The 22,082-nt window shown below is 64.4% G+C and carries 22 protein-coding genes and 1 pseudogene; 16 read left to right on the top strand and 7 right to left on the bottom strand.

Annotation, left to right across the window (positions count from 1 at the left end; translation table 11 throughout):
• The first annotated feature begins 73 nt into the window (after window positions 1-73).
• On the top strand, window positions 74-3,334 hold the full coding sequence (locus AAHF99_RS26585) for an Ig-like domain-containing protein (RefSeq protein WP_342167341.1): 3,261 nt from the start codon (window positions 74-76) through the stop codon (window positions 3,332-3,334).
• 22 nt (window positions 3,335-3,356) lie between these two features.
• Here the strand turns inward: AAHF99_RS26585 and AAHF99_RS26580 are convergent.
• Window positions 3,357-4,038 (bottom strand): IS5 family transposase gene (locus AAHF99_RS26580; protein ID WP_412759963.1). Its coding sequence is split into 2 segments (ribosomal slippage): window positions 3,357-3,768 and window positions 3,767-4,038, totalling 684 coding nucleotides; the frame shifts between segments, so codons are not numbered across the junction.
• A 612-nt stretch (window positions 4,039-4,650) separates the two neighbouring features.
• On the opposite strand from AAHF99_RS26580, the gene AAHF99_RS26575 reads away from it, so the two are divergent.
• Window positions 4,651-5,994, top strand: coding sequence for an LLM class flavin-dependent oxidoreductase (locus AAHF99_RS26575; protein ID WP_342167340.1), 1,344 nt, complete (start codon window positions 4,651-4,653; stop codon window positions 5,992-5,994).
• A gap of 9 nt (window positions 5,995-6,003) precedes the next feature.
• On the opposite strand, the gene AAHF99_RS26570 is transcribed toward AAHF99_RS26575, so the two are convergent.
• The 3 genes and pseudogenes from AAHF99_RS26570 to AAHF99_RS26560 all read right to left on the bottom strand — a co-directional run.
• The gene (locus AAHF99_RS26570; protein WP_412759962.1) at window positions 6,004-6,546 is read right to left on the bottom strand and encodes a c-type cytochrome; all 543 of its coding nucleotides are present in this window, start codon (window positions 6,544-6,546) and stop codon (window positions 6,004-6,006) included.
• The gene (gene soxC, locus AAHF99_RS26565; RefSeq protein WP_342167338.1) at window positions 6,533-7,774 is read right to left on the bottom strand and encodes a sulfite dehydrogenase; all 1,242 of its coding nucleotides are present in this window, start codon (window positions 7,772-7,774) and stop codon (window positions 6,533-6,535) included. Before soxC ends, AAHF99_RS26570 begins: the two co-directional genes overlap by 14 nt.
• Window positions 7,775-7,937: 163 nt before the next feature.
• Window positions 7,938-8,327: pseudogene (locus AAHF99_RS26560) on the bottom strand (acyl-CoA dehydrogenase family protein); the annotation flags it as partial.
• Window positions 8,328-8,716: 389 nt separating this feature from the next.
• On the opposite strand from AAHF99_RS26560, the gene AAHF99_RS26555 reads away from it, so the two are divergent.
• From AAHF99_RS26555 to AAHF99_RS26540, 4 genes are all read left to right on the top strand, one after another.
• Window positions 8,717-9,052 carry a hypothetical protein gene (locus tag AAHF99_RS26555; RefSeq protein WP_342167336.1) on the top strand — a complete coding sequence of 112 codons (336 nt, stop codon included), beginning with the start codon at window positions 8,717-8,719 and terminating at the stop codon, window positions 9,050-9,052.
• A 32-nt stretch (window positions 9,053-9,084) separates the two neighbouring features.
• On the top strand, window positions 9,085-9,321 hold the full coding sequence (locus tag AAHF99_RS26550) for a hypothetical protein (protein WP_342167335.1): 237 nt from the start codon (window positions 9,085-9,087) through the stop codon (window positions 9,319-9,321).
• A 414-nt stretch (window positions 9,322-9,735) separates the two neighbouring features.
• On the top strand, window positions 9,736-9,936 hold the full coding sequence (locus tag AAHF99_RS26545) for a hypothetical protein (RefSeq protein WP_342167334.1): 201 nt from the start codon (window positions 9,736-9,738) through the stop codon (window positions 9,934-9,936).
• Window positions 9,937-10,063: 127 nt separating this feature from the next.
• A complete protein-coding gene (locus AAHF99_RS26540; protein ID WP_342167333.1) occupies window positions 10,064-10,702 on the top strand; it encodes a glutathione S-transferase family protein in 639 nt (212 codons plus the stop codon).
• Window positions 10,703-10,758: 56 nt separating this feature from the next.
• Here AAHF99_RS26540 and AAHF99_RS26535 read toward each other — a convergent pair whose 3' ends face one another.
• Window positions 10,759-11,964, bottom strand: coding sequence for an L-dopachrome tautomerase-related protein (locus tag AAHF99_RS26535; RefSeq protein ID WP_342167332.1), 1,206 nt, complete (start codon window positions 11,962-11,964; stop codon window positions 10,759-10,761).
• Between the two features lie 129 nt (window positions 11,965-12,093).
• On the opposite strand from AAHF99_RS26535, the gene AAHF99_RS26530 reads away from it, so the two are divergent.
• The 7 genes from AAHF99_RS26530 to AAHF99_RS26500 all read left to right on the top strand — a co-directional run bounded on the left by AAHF99_RS26530 (window position 12,094) and on the right by AAHF99_RS26500 (window position 16,934).
• Window positions 12,094-12,408, top strand: a complete 315-nt coding sequence (locus AAHF99_RS26530; protein ID WP_342167331.1) for a hypothetical protein — start codon at window positions 12,094-12,096, stop codon at window positions 12,406-12,408.
• Between the two features lie 82 nt (window positions 12,409-12,490).
• Entirely contained in the window at window positions 12,491-13,123 is a 633-nt protein-coding gene (rutR, locus tag AAHF99_RS26525) for an HTH-type transcriptional regulator RutR (protein ID WP_342167343.1), read from the top strand.
• 214 nt (window positions 13,124-13,337) lie between these two features.
• Window positions 13,338-14,438 (top strand): pyrimidine utilization protein A, encoded by a 1,101-nt coding sequence (rutA, locus tag AAHF99_RS26520; protein ID WP_342167342.1) that lies wholly within the window; start codon window positions 13,338-13,340, stop codon window positions 14,436-14,438.
• Window positions 14,438-15,160, top strand: coding sequence for a pyrimidine utilization protein B (gene rutB / locus AAHF99_RS26515; protein ID WP_342167330.1), 723 nt, complete (start codon window positions 14,438-14,440; stop codon window positions 15,158-15,160). The genes rutA and rutB overlap by 1 nt, the downstream gene beginning before the upstream one ends.
• 34 nt (window positions 15,161-15,194) lie before the next feature.
• A complete protein-coding gene (gene rutC / locus AAHF99_RS26510; protein ID WP_342167329.1) occupies window positions 15,195-15,587 on the top strand; it encodes a pyrimidine utilization protein C in 393 nt (130 codons plus the stop codon).
• A 4-nt stretch (window positions 15,588-15,591) separates the two neighbouring features.
• Complete coding sequence (rutD, locus tag AAHF99_RS26505; protein WP_342167328.1) at window positions 15,592-16,371, top strand: pyrimidine utilization protein D; 780 nt, start codon at window positions 15,592-15,594, stop codon at window positions 16,369-16,371.
• 14 nt (window positions 16,372-16,385) lie between these two features.
• Window positions 16,386-16,934 carry a flavin reductase gene (locus tag AAHF99_RS26500; protein ID WP_342167327.1) on the top strand — a complete coding sequence of 183 codons (549 nt, stop codon included), beginning with the start codon at window positions 16,386-16,388 and terminating at the stop codon, window positions 16,932-16,934.
• A gap of 406 nt (window positions 16,935-17,340) precedes the next feature.
• On the opposite strand, the gene AAHF99_RS26495 is transcribed toward AAHF99_RS26500, so the two are convergent.
• A complete protein-coding gene (locus AAHF99_RS26495) occupies window positions 17,341-17,631 on the bottom strand; it encodes a helix-turn-helix domain-containing protein (RefSeq protein WP_342167326.1) in 291 nt (96 codons plus the stop codon).
• 869 nt (window positions 17,632-18,500) lie between these two features.
• Between AAHF99_RS26495 and AAHF99_RS26490 the strand changes: the two genes are divergently transcribed.
• The 3 genes from AAHF99_RS26490 (at window position 18,501) to AAHF99_RS26480 (ending at window position 20,989) form a co-directional block, all read left to right on the top strand.
• Window positions 18,501-19,706 carry an HNH endonuclease gene (locus tag AAHF99_RS26490; RefSeq protein WP_342167325.1) on the top strand — a complete coding sequence of 402 codons (1,206 nt, stop codon included), beginning with the start codon at window positions 18,501-18,503 and terminating at the stop codon, window positions 19,704-19,706.
• Window positions 19,707-19,736: 30 nt separating this feature from the next.
• Window positions 19,737-20,189: a hypothetical protein gene (locus AAHF99_RS26485; protein ID WP_342167324.1), complete on the top strand. Its 453-nt coding sequence runs from the start codon at window positions 19,737-19,739 to the stop codon at window positions 20,187-20,189.
• Between the two features lie 335 nt (window positions 20,190-20,524).
• Entirely contained in the window at window positions 20,525-20,989 is a 465-nt protein-coding gene (locus AAHF99_RS26480; protein ID WP_342167323.1) for a hypothetical protein, read from the top strand.
• Between the two features lie 292 nt (window positions 20,990-21,281).
• Here the strand turns inward: AAHF99_RS26480 and AAHF99_RS26475 are convergent.
• Window positions 21,282-22,082: IS630 family transposase (locus AAHF99_RS26475; protein WP_342167322.1), on the bottom strand; the 801-nt coding region annotated here is incomplete at its 5' end.

The raw sequence follows: 22,082 nt of genomic DNA, 5'->3' as shown, positions 1-22,082 counted from the left end.
CGGTTACAGCGGTGGCGGGGCGATCACGAGCTCGAACGCGCTCGGTACGACCTTCACCGTCAACAGCGCCGCCGTGGCGACCCTGATCCAGGGCGGGGCGGGGCAGGACACGGTGGTCGTCACCGGCTTGACCCTGACCGAAGCGCAGCGCGCGCAGATCTTCACCGGAAGCGTCGAGACCATCACCGACGCATCCGGGACTTATCGGTCCGATAGAAGCTTCAAGGCTGTACCGGCAGTCACGATCAAGCTAGCGAGCGATACCGGCAGTTCAGCGATAGACCGTGTGACCAGCGGTGCCAGTTTGACGGGTGGTGGCGACGCTGGTGCAGTCGTTCATTTCACGGTCGATGGCGTAGCCGTCACTGAAACAGCCACGGCCGACGCAAGCGGCCGCTGGGATTATCAGCCGACGGGCCTTGGCGACGGAGTGCACACGATCACCGCCTCGGAGACCGACTCGGCCGGCAATGTCGGGACAACGAGACTCACATTCACTCTTGATACCAGCAAGCCAACTCTAACGAGCACGGCCACTTACTTTTATCCAAACAGCACTCACGCGATTTCGACGACGTTTGTAGTGACGACCTCCGAGGCTGTCACCGGTCTCGACGTGAATGATTTCGTGGTCACCGCAACCGGCACGGCCAGCGGTAACGTCACGAATGTTTTCGGATCGGGACAATCCTACACGGTGACCGTCAGTGGCATCACCGGTAATGGTTCGCTCTCGCTTGCGCTCGCATCTGATTCCAACGCCTCCGATGTGGCAGGCAATGCTTTTGGCTCATCTGCTTTCACTAGCTCGGCTGAGCACAAGGTGACGAACGCAGCACCAGTGGCTTATGATACTTATGCAAGTATACAGCTTAATGGGTCGTCCGCGAACGCATCGCCGTATCTCACAAAAATAATATCCGGTTCCGATGCCGATTACGACGCCCTGACGCTCATCGCAGTGAAAGCCGATAGTGGATCGAACAGCCCCACCCCGATCCTGAGCACCAGTGGAACCACCCTGATCAACGGCCTGTACGGCACGTTGTCTGTTCTGAGCAACTCCGGCACTTATAGCTATGCCGTTGCAACGGATGCCATCGCTGGGGTGACAGGCAAGCTACACGATAAGTTCGAGTACACGGTGAGCGATGGCCACGGTGGAACCGATAGCGCAACCTTCGATATTTTGATTAACCGCTCACCGACCGCTGCGGATGATAAGGCGAACAGCGTAGGAGGAACGCTCAGAGTCGATGCCGTTCATGGTGTGCTGGCCAATGATGTCGACACGGACGGCGACCAGTTCGTTGTTACTGCCGTCGGCGCCGATGAAAGCAGTTTGCAACTCCCCTTCAACGGGATCGCCGGCACGTATGGCACCTTCACCCTTAACACGGACGGCTCGTATACTTACGTGCCCAACAGCGTCGCGCTGTCCATCGGCGAAGTCGCGCATGATCGGTTTTACTACACAGTCGCAGAAACTGGGGGTTATTACCTCGGTTCCCGAACCGATCCAGGCGCTTGGCTTGACATCACCGTCAATGGACCAGCTCCGATAGGTGCCCAGCAGGGCAAGCCACCGGCCAGCATTCCCCTGCACGGCACGTCAAACGGGGGCGTGACGCAGACCGAGCCGGACGGAACAAAAATTGTCGCGCGTTATGATACGAACGGGCGCATCGCATCCATCAAGACGACTGAAACCGATGGGTCTTCGGACACATTTACCTACGCAAACGGCGCGCTCACCAGCGAGACGCAGGTGCATGTCGACAAGACTAAGGACGTATTCCTGTCAAATATCGCCGGAAAATCTTACGTCGCCGAACACGATGTCTACAACAGCGCCGGTACCCTGATTGAGGCCACCCGCACCCATACGGACGGCACGACCGACTATCGCTATGTGCTGGCCAGCGACGGCACGAAGACCACCGACCAGTACGATCCTTCAGGCCTGGTGCTGAAGTCACATGTGGTGCAGGGCGCCAACGGCTACTCGAACGTGCAGACCTTCACCAACGGCGTGCTGACCAAGGAGGTGCTTACCTACGCCGCCGGTGGTACGGAGATCTCAAATACCAAACTGTTTAATGCGTCCGGCATGCTCACCAGCGAGACGCAGGTGCATGCCGACAAGACCAAGGACGTGTTCCTTTCGAACATTGCCGGAAAGACTTACGTCGCCGAGCACGATGTCTACAACAGCGCCGGTACCCTGATTGAGGCCACTCGCACCCATACGGACGGCACGACCGACTATCGCTATGCGCTGGCCAGCGACGGCACGAAGACCACCGACCAGTACGATTCCTCGGGTCTGGTGCCGAAGTCACATGTGGTGCAGGGCGCCAACGGCTACTCGGACGTGCAGACCTTCACCAACGGTGTGCTGACCAAGGAGGTGATCACCTACGCGGCCGGTGGCGCAGAAGTCTCCAACACCAAACTGTTTAATGCGTCCGGCATGCTCACCAGCGAGACGCAGGTGCATGCCGACAAGACTAAGGACGTATTCCTGTCAAATATCGCCGGAAAATCTTACGTCGCCGAACACGATGTCTACAACAGCGCCGGTACCCTGATTGAGGCCACCCGCACCCATACGGACGGCACGACCGACTATCGCTATGTGCTGGCCAGCGACGGCACGAAGACCACCGACCAGTACGATCCTTCAGGCCTGGTGCTGAAGTCACATGTGGTGCAGGGCGCCAACGGCTACTCGGACGTGCAGACCTTCACCAACGGCGTGCTGACCAAGGAGGTGCTTACCTACGCCGCCGGTGGTACGGAGATCTCAAATACCAAACTGTTTAATGCGTCCGGCATGCTCACCAGCGAGACGCAGGCGCATGCCGACAAGACCAAGGACGTGTTCCTGTCAAGTATCGCCGGAAAGACTTACGTTGCCGAACACGATGTCTACAACACGCTTGGCCAGCTGCTCTTCGCCGACCAAACGAATTTAGACGGATCGCACACTCAGACGGCCTACCGTGCTGGAGCGGTCCTTGCTTCGACGGCATCTGTTGTTGATCAATTCAAAAGCGTTGGTGGTGACACTTTTGTCTTCGCTGCTGGTTTCGGAAAGGACACAGTGAGCGGCTTTCATGCTGGCTCCGCCCCTGGATTCGATCGGCTGGTGATCGATCAGGCGCAGGCAACCGACTTCACCGATCTAAAGGCCTTACATATGAGCATGTCGGGTGGCGATACTGTACTAACGTTGAGCAACACCGACACTATAACACTGAAGGGCGTGAAGATGGATTTGCTGACGGAGACAAACTTCCACTTCAACGACCACGGACTATTTCACGTCTAGGGTCTGGACTCGATCAGCACGATCACGCGACGACAGCGGCCGGAGTGAGGGCTGAGGCGTAGTTCCTGGCAAGCTTGTCGCAGCGCGTGGCGATGCGACGGAAGTCTTTAAGGCAGCTGGATTTCGCTTCAATGCGCCAGCGCTCTCGATAGCGGGACCAGTCATGGCGGATCCGGCGTTTGCGAAAGATGACGGACGTGATGCTGTTCCTGCGCAGGTCGGTGCGCAGCCAATCGGTATCGTAGCCCTTGTCGACACGCAGGCAGCGGATCCGGTCGGGCGCCTCGGCCAGGACCGCTGGGGTAATCGTCACGTCGCTGGCGTTACCCGGCGTCAGCAGAAGGACGAAGGGCCGGCCGAGGACATCGGTGAGGGCGTGGATCTTGGTCGTCTGGCCGCCGCGCGACGGGCCGATGGCCTGCGCCTTCGCCCCGTTTCCCTCCATGTGCAAACCGGTGGGCCCGGATGCAGCTGCTGTTGAGAGCAGCCGCATGGTCGATCCACCCGGCCTTGGCCAGGGCCGTCAGCATCGCCTCCCAGAAGCCGCGCCGCGACCCGCGGTTGAAGCGGTTGTTGACTGTGGCGCGCGGGCCATACGCGGCTGGGCAGTCGCGCCAGCGGCAGCCCGATGTCAGGATACGCAGGATACCCAAGATGATCTGCCGGTCGTCCTTCCGCTCAGGTCCAAGCTGGTCCCTGGGCATGAGCGGCTCAATCACCGCCGACTGCTTATCCAAAAGCTAGAATAGGTCCGCCATCGTCACCTCCAGCCCGCAAACGGTTGCCTGGAATCGCAATCCGCCAAACCATGCAATGACTTGGCTCGGTTCGCACTTTAATGGTATATTCCCTGGGGCTCGACGCTGCTCAGGACGAGCGATCAAGTGCATAACCCCTTGATGTCGTACCCCGCCAAACTTGGCTGTGAGACTTAGCGCCACATTCTCTGCCAAGCGTCCGTTGCTGCACTCGGAAAATCAGAGAACGAACAAGAGAAATTAGGCACAAGCTGCGTGGGCAAGTGCTTGGGCACTCACTGCAAATCGCAAAAAACCTTTCTGTTTCAACGCCTGCTGACGGACTCCGTCTCCGCCACTCCCCTAACCCGCTGTGAGATCAGCGTTCTGCGGCGTTTCCTCCGGCCGGCTTGATGGCGAAGGTGTCCGCACGGATCGCGTTGTCGCGCATCGGCTGCTAGGACTTCGGAGAGGCCACGTCGTCATTGCCACCCAGGAGTGGGGGCGATCCGGCGGCGGGGCGGCATCCGAGACCAGTCCCGCGCGTTTCGATGGGGCTCCAACCCGATCAGACCAGACATGACTCAGAACGTCCTGCGCCTGGGCGCCTTCTTCTACGCGACCGGCCACCACATCGCCGGCTGGCGGCACCCGTCCAGCGAGGCGGATGGCGGGGTCGACCTCGGCCGGTATGTCGGCTGGGCGCAGAAGGCGGAAGCCGCCAAGTTCGATCTCATCTTCCTCGAAGACGGCACCGGCATCCGCGACACCAACCTCCGCTCCAGCGAGCGCACGGCCCGCTCCACCCATTTCGAGCCGGTGACGCTGCTGTCGGCGCTCGCCGCCGTCACCAGCCGGATCGGCCTCGTGGCCACCACCTCCACGAGCTTCAACGAGCCCTACAACGTCGCCCGCCGCTTCGCCTCCCTCGACCTCCTGAGCGGCGGCCGGGCGGGGTGGAACCTCGTCACCTCGGCGACCGACGCCGAAGCCGCCAATTTCGGCAACGACCGCATCGCCCAGCACGCCGACCGCTACGAACGCGCCCAGGAATTCGTGGACGTGGTCCTCGGCCTCTGGAACACCTGGGACGACGGCGCCGTGGTGATTGACCGCGCGAGCGGCCAGTTCTCGAAGCCGGACGGCTTCCGGCCCCTGAACCACAGGGGCACGCATTTCGAGGTGCGGGGCCCCCTCAACATCTCGCGCTCGCCGCAGGGCCAGCCGGTGCTCGTCCAGGCCGGCTCCTCGGGGCCGGGCAAGGACCTCGCCGCCCGCACCGCCGAGATCGTCTTCACCGCCAACCAGACCCTGGCCGAGGCCGTCGAGTTCTATGGCGACCTGAAGGGGCGCATGGCCGGCTTCGGCCGCGCACCCGATGACCTGAAGGTGATGCCGGGCCTGTTCCCGGTGGTCGGGCGCACGGAATCCGAGGCCCGCGCCAAGTTCGAAGAGCTTCAGGCCCTGATCGACCCGGTGGTCGGGCTGGCACTGCTGGAGCGCATGATCGGCGGCTTCGATCTCTCCGGCTACGATCCGGACGGGCCGGTGCCGGAACTGCCGGAATCCAACGGCGCCAAGTCGCGCCAGCAGTTGATGTTCGACCTCGCCCGCCGCGAGGGGCTGACCCTGCGCCAACTCTACCTGCGGATCGCCGGGGCGCGCGGGCATTCGCAGATCGTGGGCACCCCCGCCCAGATCGTCGATGAGATGGAGGCGCGCTTCCGGGCGGGGGGCGCCGACGGGTTCAACATCATGCCCGCGACGCTGCCGGGCGGCCTCGACGACTTCATCGAACTCGTCCTGCCGGAGTTGCGGCGGCGCGGCTTGTTCCGGCAGGATTACGAGGGACGCACCCTGCGCGCGCATCTCGGCTCCCGCCCGGCGCCCGGCTTCGGCCGGGGCGCCGCCGGGCGCGGGTAGAGCCGCGGGTCAGGGCCTCACATCCGGCCTCGGATCCGGGACGAAGCCGTCCCGGTTCGGCATGCGGATGGCCGCAAGCGAGCGGGCGTCGAACACCGCGTCCGCCGGCGCGAGCCCGTTCAGGTGAAGGACGTAGCCCGAGACGGCATAGACGTCGTCGTCGCTGAGCGATTGCGGGGCGTTCATCGGCATCGCCCGGCGGATATAGTCGAACAGCGTCGGCGCGTAGGGCCAGAAGCTGCCGACCGTCTTGACGGGCTTGGCCGAGGCCAGCGTGCCGCGCCCGCCGACCAGCCGCTCGCCGAGGCCGCCTTCCCCCGTCGCCCCGTGGCAGGAGGCGCACTGCGCCGCGAAGACCTCGCGGCCATGGGCGACGCTGCCCCGGCCCGGCGGGAGCTTCAGCCCGTCGCGGTCGATGTCGATGTTCCAGGCGGCAATCTCGGCCTCCGTCGCCGGGCGGCCGATCCCGAACCGCTCCGCGCCCCAGGCCGCCCCGGCGAGGCCGAGCAGGAGGCCGAAGGAAGCGACGAGCCGGATCTCACGCATAGCCATTGGCGACCTCGCCGTCCGCCGCGATGCGCCAGGGCACGACCGCGTTGTTGTGGTAGAAGGACTTGAGGCCCCGCACAGCCGTCAGGTCCTCGAAGGTGGGCTGCACGTAGCCGGTCTCGTCGATGGCCCGGCTCGCGATGGTCGTCGGCGTGCCGTCCCAGGTCCAGGGCAGGCGGAAGCGGGTCAGGGCCCGGTTCAGCACCGGCTCCTGCAGGACGGCGTCCTGCCAAGTCTTGCCCCCGTCGGTCGTGACCTGCACCCCCCGGATGCGGCCGCGCCCGGTCCAGGCGATGCCGGTGATCTCGTGGAAGCCGGGGGCGATCCGCTGGGTGCCGGAGGGCCGGGTGATGATCGACTTCGCCTCCATCACGAAGGTGAATTGCCGGGCGGTGCCGTCCGGCATCAGGTCCGTGTACTTCGACGTCTCCTCGCGGGAATAGGCCGGCTCCGCGCTCACGTTGAGGCGGCGCAGCCACTTCACGCTCATGTTGCCCTCGAAGCCGGGCAGGAACACCCGCAGCGGGTAGCCCTGCTGCGGACGCAACCGCTCGCCGTTCTGGCTATAGACCAGCAGCGCATCGTCGAGACATTTCGCGATGGGGAGGCTGCGGGTCATGGCGGCGGAATCCGCGCCCTCCGCCACCACCCATTGTGCCTCCGGCTTCAGCCCAGCCTCCCGCAGGATCGTCGCGAGGCGCACACCCGTCCACTCGGCGCAGCTGACGAGCCCGACGAGGTCCGAGGCCGTCTTGCCCTTGATCGCCTCGAAACCCGGATTGCCCGAGCATTCGAGGAAGTGGATGTGCGATTCCGAGGGGAAGCGGCGGATGTCCTCCATGGTGAGGACCAGGGGCCGCTCCACCAGTCCGTGGATCAGCAGCCGGTGCCGGGCGGGGTCGATGTCCGGGATGCCGCCGTGGTGGCGTTCGTAGAACAGGCCGTTCGGCGTGAGGATGCCGTCGAGGTCCTGCAGCGGCGAGCGGCTCGAGGCTGAGGTGTATTGCTTCAGCCCCTTCGGCACGTTGCGGACGAGCTCCGCCTCGAAGCGCGAGGGCGTGCCGTAGGTCTGGCTGCCGACATCGGCGCCGGGGGCCTTCATCCCATCGGGGATGCCGGGTGGCGTCGCCTCCTCCGCGCGGGCGGAGCCGGCCACCGCGCCCACGGCCGCCGCCGCGCCCTGCACGAGGAAGCGGCGCCGGGCGGGGATCGTCGTATCGCTGTCGCTCATGGAAGAGGCCTCATGCCGAGCCGACCCGGTACTGCCGGGGCGGCGCCTCGCCGGAGATCGCGAAGGCGCCGACGCTGCGGTCCCGGTAGAGGCGCGGGTTGTGGGAGGTGATGGTGCGGGCGTTGCGCCAGTACCGGTCGAGGCCGGCGCCGACCTTCACCGCCGAGACGCCGCTGCCGATCGTCTCGCCGGCCCCGATCCGCGCAATCCAGGCCGCCCGCCATTCCGGCGAGGAGGAGCAAAGCGCGTCCTCCGTGAAGCCGAAATGCGCCCGGAGCGCATTGGTGACGTTCGAATCCGCCGCCGACAGCTCGATCAGCAGGGCGAAGAGTTCCGGCAGGCTGGCGCCGTGGCCCCCTGCGTCGGGCGCGAGCCGCAGGGTGGTGAAGTTCGCCTCCCGCAGCCAGCCGATCTCGGCATGCGGCAGGCGTCGCTCCCGGTCCCGCTCGACGGCGGTGGCGCGGATCTCGGCGAAGACCGGGCGGAACCGCTCCGCGAGACTCTCGTAGCGCCCGCTCGGCCCCGCTCCCCAGCCCGCATCCGTCTGCGACATGGCCTCGACCTTCCGATTCCTGACATCGCCCCGGGGGCGGTCGGCCAAAGGAATCAGCGAGGTGTTTCCCGATCTCAAGTCGGATTCTCCCTCGCTCCTCGTCTTTGGGATCAGTGTATCGCATAGCAACCGGCAAGTGGAATTTCGTTCGCCGTCGGGCCAACGATCCTAGAAGAGGTAGGGCTGGTCGTCGGGCCCCCGCCCGTAGAGGGAATCGAGGTCGAACCGCGGGGTCCGGAAATCCTCCGTGGCGTCCGAGTCGTTCAGCTTCTGCAAGGAGCTGGCTTGAAAGATTTTCGACTAGACTTGTCGGACTATAAGCGTCCGATGCTAGCCTTTCCTTAGCCTGTCCGTTGAATAATGGGCGCAGGTCTTCAGACGGTTTCGCCATGCCCCCCTTTCGTGCCCCTCCCGATACCGCAAACAGGAACCGTCAGCCGACCACCTGGGGCGGCACGTCGCGTTCGGATCGCGAAGGGTTCCTGTCGAGCCACGACCTCGCTATCCGGCGGGGCGCTCCAGGCGGCTCCGGCCGACGGGAGGCGCTGCTCACCGGGCTCATCGCCGTCCTGATCTTCTCGGCCGTGGTGATCGGCTGCGCGGTGGTCTGGCCATCGTATCTCTCCTGCCGCCATGTGCAGCAGACGACGGGCCTCGTCGGCGGCCAGACGCTGACGACCTGCACGGCCCAACGCGCGCTGTGGCGCATCGGCCTCTCGTTCTAGCCACGGGTTTCCCTGCGCCGACGACGAGCCGCATGTCCAGCCTCCCTCTGATCCCCCTCGCCGAGGCGGTCGTCTTCACCCTCGGGTGCGCGGGCATCCAGGCCCTGCGAAACCATGCCCTGCGGCTGACACAGGTCCTGGTCGTGACGGTCTTCGTCGCCGTGCTGGCGATCGCGTTCGCGATGACACCGGACGACGAGTTGAACGCGGCGGCGAACGCGACGGCGGTTGGCGATACCGGCATGCCGCCGACATTCGCGCTTCCGTAAGCCCGCAGGCAGCAGAGCCGGCTTGGCCGAAGAGGTTCGTAAAGATCGGCACGCGTTGCCGATGCCGATCATCGCTAATCGGTGCCGGTGAGCGTATGCTCATCGCCACAGGGGGATCGGCGATATCCATGACCAATCGGCGAGAACTGTATCGAAGCCCCAACGGCGACAGCTGGTTTCTCGGGCGCGAACCGGAAAGCGGCCATGCCTTCGTGATCCATCAACCGAACGGGCCCTCCGGCGGACGTCTCTCTCACATCGCGTTGGGGGACTTCCTCCGGGGCAGCGCGCACGGCCCCGAGCACCAAGCCCTGCTCCGCCTCATTGGATCGCTCGTCGAGGTCCCCCCTATGCCGAGCGGACGTAGCTGAGGGCCAACCCTTGGCCGGCGGCGCGTCGATGAGGAGAGAACGTGTGACCAGTCAGAACGCGATAGACGCCTTGGCGCTCGAAAATCGGCGTTTCAACGAGATCATGCGGAGCTTCGACGGTGGGATCTGGTGGTCCTCCGATGCCACGGCGCAGATCGATGTAGACGCCATTTGCGCCCAGGCGGCGCATATCAAGATCGCCTTGGACGAGATCACCAGGCTGGCGAAAAACATCGCGGGGTGATCGCCGTGGCGGCCGAGGGGCGGCCTCTCCGCGGGGCGAGGGCTACCGGGATCTCGATGGCGTCTTCGACCATTGACCGGCACCCGCGCAGAACTTGCGCGCCGCCCTCGAAGACATTGGACAAGCGATGAAGTTCTACTGGGGACCGCACACCTGCGCGATCGGCATCCACATCCTGCTGGAGGAGATCGGCAAGCCCTACGAGAGCGTGAAGATGGATGTCGCCGGCGGCGAGGCCGGGCGCGAGCCGTTCAAGGCGATCAACCCGAAGGGCAAGGTGCCCACCCTCGTGCGTGAGGACGGGACCGTCATGACCGAGTACGGCGCCATCGCCACGTGGCTCGCCCGCACCAACCCGGAGAAGGCGCTGATCCCCGCCGACCCGGACGCGGAACGTCGGGGCCTGGAGGTGATGGATTACGCCATCGGGACGCTGCACCTGCAGGGGTTCGGACGGCTGTTCAAGACGGAGAACTACGAGCCGCAGGACATGCTGCACCAGACGCTCAAGCTCGGGCAGGCCTCGGTGAAGGACCAGGGCCGCGCGATCATCGATGAGGCGCTGGCCCTCCTCGACCGGCAGATGGCGTCCCGCCCCTACGTCGCGGGCGACGCGTTCTCGATCGGTGACAGCGCGCTGTTCTACACGACCCGCTGGGCGCCGCAGGAGGGCATTGCCCTCCCGCCCAACCTCGCCGGACACTACGAGCGCATGATCGCGCGGCCGGCCGTGGCGCGGGTGCGCCGGATCTGGGGCGAGGAGTAAGACGGCACCGGGACCGGGCGACGCGACCCTCGCAGGCCGCGCCGCCCCTCCCCTGATCAGCGGGCGGTGCCGGAGCCTGTGGAGCCGGTGGCCTCGGCAGAGCCGGGCTTGATCGACCACAATTCGGTCGGCAGGCTGATCGGCGCGCCGGGCTTGTAATCCGCCGAATCCTGAATGTGCGACGTGGTGAAGTAGATCGTGCCGTCCGGCCCCTCGGAGAAGGTATCCGGCCAGCGCAGACGCTCATCCTGAACGAGGGTCATGAGGGGCGCGTTCGCCTTCGAGAGGTCGCGCACCTTCACCGCGTTGTCCTGCGGCGAGGTCACGTACATCCGCCCATCCTTGCGCGCGATTAGCAGGCCGTCAGCCACGCCGTTCTCGCCCACGGTGGCGATCTTGCCCGTCAGGGTCTTGTCGCTCAGCATCTCCGGCACGAAGGAGGCGGTGGCCCAGCCGGTCAGCGCGTCGGTCGGCAGGCTGTAGAGCGTCTTGCCCTTGATCGCCTGCCAGTAGAGCGTCTTGCCGTCCGGCGAGAGGGCGATGCCGTCCGCCGAGAATTCGACGCCGCGCCCATCGGGGCGGCGGAGCGGCTTGCCGTCGTACTGCACGGTGACGCTCTTATCGGGCATGGTCGAGGGATGACCCGACAGCAGCCGCTTGGCCGCGCCGCTGTCGAGATCGACCACGATCAGCGCGCCCTCGGCGCCGGAATCGGTGAGGTAGGCGGTCTTGCCATCCGGCGAGATCCGCACGTCGTTGATGTAGGAGGCCTGCATCACCGTGCCGGTGTCGAAGGGGATGGTCTTCACGACCTTGTTCGTCTTCAGGTCGATGCCGACGAGCTTCGGGCCGTCCTTCACCACATGCGCCATCGCGGGGGCGGCGGCATCGACCACCCAGAGCCGGTCCTGGCCATCGGCGACGACGCTCTGCACGCAGACGAAATGCGTCTTCGGATCGACCTCGTCCTTCTTCGCGTTGCGCCAGCCATTCCACTCCTCGTCCGGGTAGGCGACCGGCTTGCCGTCCTTCAGCTCCGCGACGGAGACGGGGGCGTCCTCGCTCCAGCGGGGGAAGTTCACGAACATGCGTCCGTCGCGGCTCACGGTGATGCCGGTGACCTGATGCCCGAAGCTTGCCACCTGCGTGAGCTTCCCCTGGCCGGCGGCCGGGTCCTGGGCCAGGGCGGGGCTCGCGAGGATCCCGACACCGGACATCATCGACAGGGCCAGCCCGATCCGGGCCGTCGCGGGACGATTCATGCTGTACGCTCCTTGTGGATATGCACGCCAACGCCGGCCGGGCGGGACGGCTCCCGCCTGCGACGCGGCGGCCGCGACCAAAGCGAGCCTCGCGCGTTACCCGCATCACACGCCCGAAAGGGGATCCCGATGCTGATCCGCGCTGCCCTCGTCTTCGTCGCCCTCACCTCGGGCGCGCATGCCGCCGCCTTCGATGACCTGAAGGGCTATCTCGCCTCCTGCCTGCGGTTCGAGATGAACGGCGCGAGCGTGCCGCGCGGCGTCGCCGCCTCGACCCGCGTCCGCTACGCCCTCGACCGCTGCTCGGACGAGGTCGCCCGCCTCGACCGGGCGGACGGGCGCCGCCTGCGCGGCGACGGCGGCATCAGCCCCTCGACCAAGGAGGTGATCGGCGCCGTCGTGACCCGCAGCGGCGGCAGCGGCTTCGCCAACGTCCGCTATTGAGCGCTTCCCAGCCGCGCGCCGCTCCGCGATAGGATTGGCGCGGCACGCGGGGCAGAGGAGTGCAGGTGTGACGGGACGCAGCATGCCGGTGCCGGTGCCGGCGCGACGGCGGCGGCGGGATGGCGAGGCACGCCGCGAATCCGTGCTGGATGCGGCCCTCGACATCTTCTCCACCACGGGCTTGCACGGCGCCAGCCTCGACCAGATCGCCGAGCGCGCCGGCCTCTCGAAGACCAACCTGCTCTATTACTTCCCCTCGAAGGAGGAGCTGTACCTCGCCGTGCTACGGCGCGTGCTCGACGTCTGGCTCGATCCGCTGGTCTCGCTCCAGGCCGACAGCGAGCCCGCCCAGGCGCTACGCGACTACATCCGCCGCAAGGTCATGCTCTCCCGCGATGCGCCGCAGGCCTCGCGCCTGTTCTGCCTGGAGATCGTGCAGGGCGCACGCCTGCTGCGGGCGGAACTCGAAGGGCCGCTGCGCACCCTCCTGGACGACAAGGCGGCGATCCTGCGCGCCTGGACCGAGGCCGGGCGGATCGCCCCGCACGACCCCCACCACCTGATCTTCTCGATCTGGGCGATCACCCAGCACTACGCCGACTTCGCGACGCAGATCGAGGCGATCACCGGGCACACCCTCGACGACCCGGATTTCTTCGAGGCCACGGTGGCGAGCACGCAGGCACTGATCCTCGGCCGGCTCGGCCTCACCTGATTCGCCCGCCCCGGAGGGTCTTCGCGCCTGCGCCTTGCGCAAACGCCGCCTTGCGCGCGGTCAATCGGCGGAGAGTTTGTGCAAACGGTCAAAATTCGCCGTTCGAAGTTTGACCGTTTGGTCCGATCGTCTCATCGTCCTCTCGCACCGGCCAGTATTCCGGTCCGGCCCGTCCTGAATGCGACAGGTGAGGGAGATTGCGATGGCGAATCCCATGAATGTCGGCGTCTTCATCCCGATCGGGAATAACGGCTGGCTCCTGTCGGAAAACGCGCCACAATACAAACCGAGCTTCGATCTCAACAAAGAGATCACCCTCAAGGCCGAGGGCTACGGGCTCGACTTCGCGCTCTCGATGATCAAGCTGCGCGGCTTCGGTGGCAAGACCGAGTTCTGGGACCACAACCTCGAATCCTTCACCCTGATGGCGGGCCTCGCCGCCGTCACGAGCCGGATCAAACTCTACGCCACGGCACCGACCCTGTGCCTGCCCCCCGCCATCACCGCGCGGATGGCCGCCACCATCGATTCGATCTCGCACGGGCGGTTCGGCATCAACCTCGTCACCGGCTGGCAACGGCCGGAATATTCGCAGATGGGCCTGTGGCCGGGGGACGAGTATTTCGCCCGCCGCTACGATTACCTCTCCGAATACGCGCAGGTGCTGCGCGACCTGTGGGGCACCGGGCAGAGCGACCTGAAGGGCGACTTCTTCCAGATGGACGATTGCCGCCTGAGCCCCCGGCCGCAGGCGGATATGAAGATCATCTGCGCCGGCCAGAGCGCGGCGGGGATGGCGTTCACGGCCACCTACGCGGACTACAATTTCTGCTTCGGCAAGGGCGTGAACACGCCGACCGCCTTCGCGCCGACCGTCGCCCGGCTGGAGGAGGCCAAGGCCAGGACCCGCCGGGACGTGTCCTCCTACGTCCTGTTCATGGTGATCGCCGACGAGACCGACGCGGCGGCGCAGGCCAAGTGGGAGCATTACAAGGCGGGCGCGGACGAGGAGGCCATCGCATGGCTCGGCGTCCAGGGGGCGGCCGACACCAAATCCGGCAGCGACACCAATGTCCGCCAGATGGTCGATCCGACCTCGGCCGTGAACATCAACATGGGCACGCTGGTCGGCTCGTTCAGTACGGTCGCGCGCCTGCTCGACGAGGTGATGACCGTACCGGGCACGGGCGGCGTGCTCCTCGTCTTCGACGACTTCCTGAAAGGACTCGACGATTTCGGCACCCACATCCAACCCCTGATGGAGACCCGGCGACACATCACGGCCGAGGCCGCGCCCCTGGCGGAGGTCGCCTGATGGACGCGCCTGCGGGCTACCGGGATCCGGCAGGGCGGTTCGGGGCGGTGACGCTGCCGGCGCGGCCCGAGCCCATTGCCTTCGATCCCGCCGCCACGGCGCTGATCGTGGTCGACATGCAGAACGCCTACGCAACGAAGGGCGGCTATCTCGACCGCGCCGGCTTCGACGTGTCGGGCACCGGGCCGGTCATCGCGCAGATCGCCACGGCGGTCGCGGCGGCGCGGGCGGCCGGGATCGCGGTGATCTGGTTCCAGAACGGCTGGGACCGCGACTATGTCGAGGCCGGCGGGCCGGGCTCGCCGAACTGGCACAAGTCCAACGCGCTCAAACACATGCGGGCGCGACCGGAGATGAACGAGCAACTGCTCGCCCGGGGCACCTGGGACTACGCCCTGGTGGACGCGTTGAAGCCGGCGCCGGGCGAGATCGTGCTGGGCAAGCCGCGCTACAGCGGCTTCTTCAACACCCCGCTCGACAGCATGCTGCGCGCCCGCAGCATCCGCACCCTGGTCTTCACGGGCATCGCGACGAATGTCTGCGTGGAATCGACCCTGCGGGACGGCTTCTTCCTCGAATATTTCGGCATCGTCCTGTCCGACGCGACGCATCAGGCCGGGCCGCCCGCCTTGCAGGAGGGCGCGCTCGCCAACATCGCGACCTTCTTCGGCTGGGTCTCCGACGTCGCCGCCTTCGAGGCTGCCCTGAAGACCGCCGCATAAGCCTCCCCCACCGTCGAGAAAGGCACCCGAGACCATGCCGAAGACCGTGATCATTCCCCCCGGCACGGGCAAGCCGCTGGCGCCCTACGTGCCCGGCACCCTGGCGGACGGGATCCTCTACGTTTCGGGCACCCTCCCCTTCGACAAGGACAACAACGTCGTCCATGTCGGCGATGCGGGGGCGCAGGCCCGGCATGTGCTGGAGACGATCAAGGGCGTCGTCGAGGCCGCCGGCGGCACGATGGACGACGTCACCTTCAACCACATCTTCGTACGGGATTGGGCCGATTACGGCGCGATCAACACCGTCTACGCGGAGTATTTCCCCGGCGACAAGCCCGCCCGCTACTGCATCCAGTGCGGCCTCGTGAAGCCCGACGCGCTGGTGGAGATCGCCACGATCGCGCATGTCGGCAAGGCGGGGTGAGCCGATGGGCCCCGTCCACCACGCGGTCTCGGGGCTCGCTACCGGGCGCCCCGTCCTGCTCTCGCCGGGCCTCGGCGGCTCGGCCACCTATTTCGCGCCGCAGATGGAGGCGCTGGGCGCCGCCCTGCGGGTCGTCACCTACGATCACCGGGGCACCGGCCGCCCGGCCGGTCCCCTGGAGCCCGGCCACGACATCCCGGCCATGGCCCGCGACGCGCTCGGCGTGCTCGACGCCCTCGGCATCGCGACAGCCGACATGGTCGGCCACGCGCTCGGCGGCCTCATCGCCCTGCGACTCGCCCTGGACCACCCGGAGCGGGTCGGGCGCATCGTGGTCATGAACGGCTGGGCGGCGATGGAGCCCGCGACCCGCCGCTGCTTCGCCGCCCGCAAGGCGCTCCTGACCCGCGCCGGGGTCGAGCCCTTCGTGGCCGCGCAAGCCATCTTCCTCTACCCCTCGGCCTGGATCAGCGCGAACGGCGAACGCCTCGCGGCGGACGAGGCGCACGCGCTGGCCCATTTCCCCGGTACTGAAACGGTGCTCACCCGGATCGCCGCCCTGGAGACCTGCGAATTCGGCGACAGGCTCGGCACTCTCCCCCACGAGGTTCTCGTCATGGCCGCCCGGGACGACGTGCTCGTCCCCTACACCGCCTCGGAACGCCTCGCCGCGATCCTGCCGAACGCCCGGCTCGACCTTGCGCCGGAGGGCGGCCACGCCCACAGCGTCACCTGCGCGGAGCCGGTGAACCGCGTGCTTCTCGATCTCCTCGCCCGGCCCTGAGGAGGATCCCCGGCATGACCTCCGGCACCTCCGTGGACGGCGCCACCTATCGCGAGGCGATGGCGCGGCTCGCCGGGGCCGTCCATCTCGTGACGACGGACGGCCCCGGCGGCCGGGCGGGCTTCACCGCCACCGCCGTGTGCAGCGTGAGCGATGCCCCGCCGACCCTGCTCGTGTGCATCAACCGGGACTCGTCGGCCTATCCCGCGTTCAACCGCAACGGGCGGCTCTGCGTGAACCTCCTCGCCGCCGGGCACAAAGCCCTGGCGGAGGCCTTCGGGCGGCGTCCGCTCGCCGAGCGTTTCTCGGAGGGAGTCTGGGGCGAGGGGCTAGGCGGCGGCCCGGTGCTGGACGGGGCGCTCGCCGCCTTCGAATGCCGGATCGTCCGCCGCGTGACCGCCGGCACGCACGACGTGCTGTTCGGCGAGGTCGAGGCCCTGTCGGGCGGAGGCGGCGACGCCCTGGTCTATGGCTTCCGCCGCTACCACGGGGTGGCGCGGGACGTAGCCCCGCCGTCCCCGTCCTTGTGCGACCGTGCCCCCAGGGTGCTGGGACTTCGATAGCTCGGCTTATATCAGCTTATGAGCGCCTCTGCACCTAATCTAATTGGCTAGTAGATTGATGCAGAGCTCCGGATAAACGAATACTCACACCATCCAGAAGAAATTGTAGCTTACAAACGCTGCGCCCAACTCGTCAAATCACTTAGAGAACCGACACAGTGCGACGGGGCATCATATCGCCATAAGATGCCTCATGACCTGCGTATTAGTCAGTGGAACCAAATTGGCTTCGTTTTGCCAAATCAGGAAAACCCGCCTTTTCGAAACGCTGACAGCCACGGCAGCAAATCGCGGCCCAACTACAAACGCGATTTACTCCGTGATACGCGATCGCCTTTTCATATTCCAAAAAAATCCCGTAATATAAGACTTAATACTCTATCATCGCACCAATTATAGTGCATATTCAACCCATATTGGGGGTACTATGCAGCATAAAACCGTTATTATTGCGCAAAATGACGCCGACTCCACCGTTTTCTTCGAAAATAAAATCTACACCAGCAAAATTTAAAGTATTGATTATCGACTGAACGTTTGCTGTCGTTGCTTTTACCGGCCCATCTTGCGCTTCAGCTCTTTTGATAGTGGCCGTACCAAGTTTTGAACGCTTCGCCAGATCTTCAGCACTCCAGCGGATAAGCGCGCGTGCGGCACGGATTTGCGCACCTGTCAACCTAACAAAATCCTGCGGCATCGTGTTGACCCTAATTGGACCTAATGATACCGTTTGGATCATTGAGTACTAAACGGATCACCATATGTCTCGCTCTCGTTCCTTTTCTTGGTCCGCAGCCCTACGACAAATTCGTTCGGACCGCATCCAATATGCGCCTGGTGAGCGACGAGCGATGCTTCGCCAAAGGGCCTTCGCAGAGCTTTCGGCCAAACGTGCTCTGAGTTCGACCTATGGTGCAGCGCTCATTGCCGCTGGCTCTTACAACCGCCGTGGCATCATGCGCGCGGCTATAGCGTCTGCTAAAGCTCGGCGCGAAGTGACCGGCGACGCTTGGGGGACCTGCTTATCGGCAGCTCTAAAAGGCACTTGGCAAGCAGCCAAAGCAGCAATGTTGGTGGAGAAACTGCGTGATGAATTAAAGGGTGGCAAGGCTCGTCAGCCAACGCAGACCACTCCCAAACGACCCGTGAGCGTTACTGGCGAACTCGATCATGCAACTTCCGAATCAATCAGCGGAAAATCAGATCTAAGATGCGATTTGGGCCCAAATCGCATCTAAATTCTAATTAAAAACACTTTGTATCACCTGATAGACGTGAATTTGTCAGTCATAAAGATTCAATAGTATCACTCTGCTCCATACGTCGGAGCATCCTTCCAAACCAAGAGAACCGAGATGCCTCGCAAAAAAACGCGCGTAAGCGCGGTCGATCCCACACGTCCTTCGCTCGCATCCCTCGTGGTTCCCGTGAAGCTTGTCACGCTCGAACAGGAGGCGGAGTTGCGGGCGCTGTTGGAGCGTTACGAGCAACTCCTGTGCGATTGGGAGAACCTGTCTTATCGGTCGTTGGAAGCCCTGTCTGGACGTCCCCTCCCTAACAGAAAGAATGGCGATGCCCTTCGTCGTTCGTGAGGACGTCGGGACGACAAGGCGGCGCTCGCTCTCAAGACACGGTCGGCTGAAAGCATGGGAGCGCACAGGCGGCATATGTGTCATCTGCGATCAGCCGATCGACGGCGTCCGCGAGCCTTGGATCGTCGAGCACATTCGTGCCCTCGAGCTTGGGGGATCGGACGAGATCGAGAACATGGGCCCGGCACACGATGCGTGCGGGCGTGAGAAGACCCGGGATGATCATGCCCGGTGCGCGCGGGCGAAGCGGCAGAAGATCCGGCATCTGGGAGCCGCAGTAGTCGCCAAACCCTTGATCGGGTCCCGCATGAGTGGGCTCAAACGCAAGATCGATGGGACGGTCGTGCGTCGCAATGGCTCACTGCATTCCGGTGGAGAGGCCGTTGAACACCCCAGGCGAGGGCGGGACGCCGATGGCAAGTGGATTTACCAGGGAGAGGAGGCTCACTCCCCGCCAACCGAGCAGCGCGTCGGGGGCTTGGAGCATATCGGCAGGGTGTGCGGGACAGCGACAATGAGTGGGACAGCCAAATCCGGCACAACGCCCAGAGTTGCAAAGGCCGAGCCCCTTGCCGACGACGCGGCCACTCCCGGTGACTTACTTCCAGCTCTGCCCGCCCATCTCGATTTCGTCCTCGAGGATCGCCCGCTCCTGCCCGGTGAGAATACCGAACGCTATGAGGCGCTGATGCGCAGCATTGTCGGCGAGCTCAAGCCAAAAGACATCATCGAGGCAATCTGGACGAAAGACATCATCGACCTCATCTGGGAGGCCAAGCGACTGCGTCGCTGGCGCAGCCTCATCCTGGTGCAGGCCGATCTGGCAGCGGCTGAGGATTTGATCAAGCCCGGGCTTCACAATGCAGACCCTATGGGGCTGCTGTCCTTTGAGGGGTCCTCGGCCGACGCCCTCGCTGCAGGCTGGGTGACGGGAAGCCCGGCTGAGAGAGACCGTGTCGACCGAATCCTTGAGGAGCGTGGACTCACCGAGGAGGATGTCCGAGCGCACGGCTTCCTGAAAAACCTGCCGGCGATCGAGCGCATCGACCGGATGATCTTTACAGCGGACCAACGTCGCGACAGCTTGTTTCGTGAGATTGCACGCAAGCGGGCGAGCTTTGCTCAACACGCTAAGACGGTTGCTGCGGACATCATCGACGCGATGGATACCGGTGCCTGATGATTCGGCATTTGGCCGGGGAGGGAAGCGATGACGTCGGAACACGCGACCCGCGCCAATCGTCTGAACGCCAAGGCCAGCACTGGCCCACGAACCCGTGCTGGCAAGGCGCGCTCGAGGCAGAACGCCCGCAAACATGGACTATCGGCTGCCGGTTTGAATCCGGAGGTGGACGCCGAGGTCGCCCGCCTCGTCGAGCTGATCATGGGAGAGTACGGCAGCGATGAAGTTATGCGAGCTGCAGCGCGGTCATTGGCAGAGGCGCAGGTGCAGGTCCGGAGAGTGCGTGCGTACAAGGTGGCACTTCTGAGTAACGGCGTGTTCGCGTGCAGGACGGACGGGGAAGCAGCTAGCGACCGGTCATCCGGGATCCCGCCGGACGTTGTCCAAATACTTGAAGGCCTGGAACGTTACGAGAAACGCGCGTTTTCTCGCCGCAAATCCGCCCTTCGGCACTTCATTGACCTTGTCTCTCCGTCGTAGCCATCGACGCGGAACCCGTAGCACATCAAACATATCAATTTTGCTCTTATGCCCGGCCCCGCACTAATTAATCCGAAGACGTAAGGCGCCGCCGGTGGTCCGATAGGAACAGACGCTCGACGCCTAACTATCTCAATCTCTGAACTTATCCGAAAATTCAGAGTCAAGATCGAAGGATAGCAGAAATTTAAGCTTCAATCTTCGTACGAAGAATGCGATTGTGGGCGCTGCGCTTACGCTATCCTGATTCCTTATCTTTTATGCCCGGCACCACGCGCATCTGCAAAATTAAATTAACACATGCAGGAAAAATTTCCGCTGGTTGAGGAAGATGGATGACAACTACCGCACGAACAGCACAGGCGACGGTCATGCCAACGGTGGACCGTAAGGCTCGACCCCCACGCGCTCGCACCGCACCTCATCGTCGGCTGCAACAACGCCACCGGCTTTCCCGCCCCGGTGCGAACATCTTGGAGAAGGCCGAAAGCGCTCTAACCGCTAAGGCGATAGAGATGGCCATGCGGGGCGACAGGGCAATGCTTCGCTTCTGCCTCGATCGGTTGGACCGGCAGCGAGATAGTGAGAGGAAGCACGTGGGCGTCGACCTCCCGGAGATCAAATCCGTCGGCGACATCCAAGGTGTTATCCGAACTATTCTCAACGAAACAGTAAAGGGCTCGATTGAACCCGAGAAAGCTTTGAAGATAATCGACATTATCGGAAATCTTATGAATTCAATGAACAACTCGGATCTGCTCGACCGATTAGAGAAATTAGATGATTCGTCCCAAGATTAAGTGGTCCTCGCTGGAGGCCCGCCTAGAGCGCATCGAAAGAGCCACAAGCTCACAGCGGCATGTGTTCGTCATTACGGTTGCATACGAACGGCCAAGCGAAGAACGGCTTGTTCGGACGTATGAACGAATGCGCGACGAATATGGATATGTTCCGAATAGAGATTTATTTGTGCAAATCAACAAATTCTGCTGCGACGATGAACGACCGGCGGAAGAGGCGTACGAATTGTTAGTTCATAAAATGGTAAAATGAGCGATTGTACTAGAATTTACATGTACCTAGTGCATCGAATCAGACAGATGGTTCAGCGGATTGGCTGACGGCGGCGAGGATGTCGGTGGCGGGTTTGGTCCAGACGAAGGGTTTGGCGCGCCGGTTGTGCTCGGCGATGTAGCGTTTGATCGCCGCCTGCAGGTCGACGACGCCGGTGAAGGAGCCTCGCCGCAGCCGACGACGGGTCAGCGCTGAGAAGAAGCCCTCGACGGCGTTGAGCCACGAGGCCGAAGTTGGGGTGAAGTGGAACGTCCAGCGCGGGTGGCGGGCGAGCCAGGCGCGCACCTTCGGATGTTTGTGGGTAGCGACGTTGTCGAGGATCGCGTGGATCGCCTTGCCGGACGGGACGGCGGCCTCGACGGCATTGAGGAACCGGATGAACTCACCGTTCCGGTGGCGCTGCATGCAGCGGCCGAGCACGGTGCCCGCCAGAACGTCGAGGGCGGCAAACAGCGTTGTGGTGCCGTGACGGTTGTAGTCGTGGGTCTGGGCGGCGGGATGGCCGGAGGCGAGCGGACGGTCGGGGCGGGTCCGCTCCAGCGCCTGGATCTGGCTTTCCTCATCGATGGACAGCACCACCGCATGGGCGGGCGGGTCCATGCACAGGCCGACCACATCCTCGACCTTGGCGGCGAAGGCGGGGTCGCGCGAGCGCTTGAACGTACGCAGCCGATGCGGCTGGAGGCGTTGAGCGTCCCAGATCCGCTGCACGGCGCGCAACGAGATCCCGACAGCGTGGGCCATGGCCCGGCCGGTCCAGTGCGTGACCTCGCCCGGCGGCTCCGAGCAGGTCAGCGCCAGCACCTCGGCGACCGTCTC

Source organism: Methylobacterium litchii (genome assembly GCF_038442315.1).
Lineage (GTDB): Bacteria > Pseudomonadota > Alphaproteobacteria > Rhizobiales > Beijerinckiaceae > Methylobacterium > Methylobacterium litchii.
This window is presented reverse-complemented; position numbering and strand designations above follow the sequence as displayed.

Bases quoted from the DNA above. Each gene is read 5' to 3' on its own strand.
- rutC (WP_342167329.1), top strand. From the start codon at position 15,195: ATGCCGAAGACCGTGATCATTCCCCCCGGCACGGGCAAGCCGCTGGCG.
- rutA (WP_342167342.1), top strand. From the start codon at position 13,338: ATGAATGTCGGCGTCTTCATCCCGATCGGGAATAACGGCTGGCTCCTG.
- rutR (WP_342167343.1), top strand. From the start codon at position 12,491: ATGCCGGTGCCGGTGCCGGCGCGACGGCGGCGGCGGGATGGCGAGGCA.
- AAHF99_RS26485 (WP_342167324.1), top strand. From the start codon at position 19,737: ATGACGTCGGAACACGCGACCCGCGCCAATCGTCTGAACGCCAAGGCC.
- AAHF99_RS26535 (WP_342167332.1), bottom strand. From the start codon at position 11,964: ATGAATCGTCCCGCGACGGCCCGGATCGGGCTGGCCCTGTCGATGATG.
- AAHF99_RS26480 (WP_342167323.1), top strand. From the start codon at position 20,525: ATGACAACTACCGCACGAACAGCACAGGCGACGGTCATGCCAACGGTG.
- AAHF99_RS26500 (WP_342167327.1), top strand. From the start codon at position 16,386: ATGACCTCCGGCACCTCCGTGGACGGCGCCACCTATCGCGAGGCGATG.
- AAHF99_RS26575 (WP_342167340.1), top strand. From the start codon at position 4,651: ATGACTCAGAACGTCCTGCGCCTGGGCGCCTTCTTCTACGCGACCGGC.
- AAHF99_RS26530 (WP_342167331.1), top strand. From the start codon at position 12,094: ATGCTGATCCGCGCTGCCCTCGTCTTCGTCGCCCTCACCTCGGGCGCG.
- AAHF99_RS26550 (WP_342167335.1), top strand. From the start codon at position 9,085: ATGTCCAGCCTCCCTCTGATCCCCCTCGCCGAGGCGGTCGTCTTCACC.
- AAHF99_RS26490 (WP_342167325.1), top strand. From the start codon at position 18,501: ATGGCGATGCCCTTCGTCGTTCGTGAGGACGTCGGGACGACAAGGCGG.
- AAHF99_RS26570 (WP_412759962.1), bottom strand. From the start codon at position 6,546: ATGGCTATGCGTGAGATCCGGCTCGTCGCTTCCTTCGGCCTCCTGCTC.
- soxC (WP_342167338.1), bottom strand. From the start codon at position 7,774: ATGAGCGACAGCGATACGACGATCCCCGCCCGGCGCCGCTTCCTCGTG.
- AAHF99_RS26540 (WP_342167333.1), top strand. From the start codon at position 10,064: ATGAAGTTCTACTGGGGACCGCACACCTGCGCGATCGGCATCCACATC.
- rutD (WP_342167328.1), top strand. From the start codon at position 15,592: ATGGGCCCCGTCCACCACGCGGTCTCGGGGCTCGCTACCGGGCGCCCC.
- rutB (WP_342167330.1), top strand. From the start codon at position 14,438: ATGGACGCGCCTGCGGGCTACCGGGATCCGGCAGGGCGGTTCGGGGCG.
- AAHF99_RS26495 (WP_342167326.1), bottom strand. From the start codon at position 17,631: ATGCCGCAGGATTTTGTTAGGTTGACAGGTGCGCAAATCCGTGCCGCA.
- AAHF99_RS26555 (WP_342167336.1), top strand. From the start codon at position 8,717: ATGCCCCCCTTTCGTGCCCCTCCCGATACCGCAAACAGGAACCGTCAG.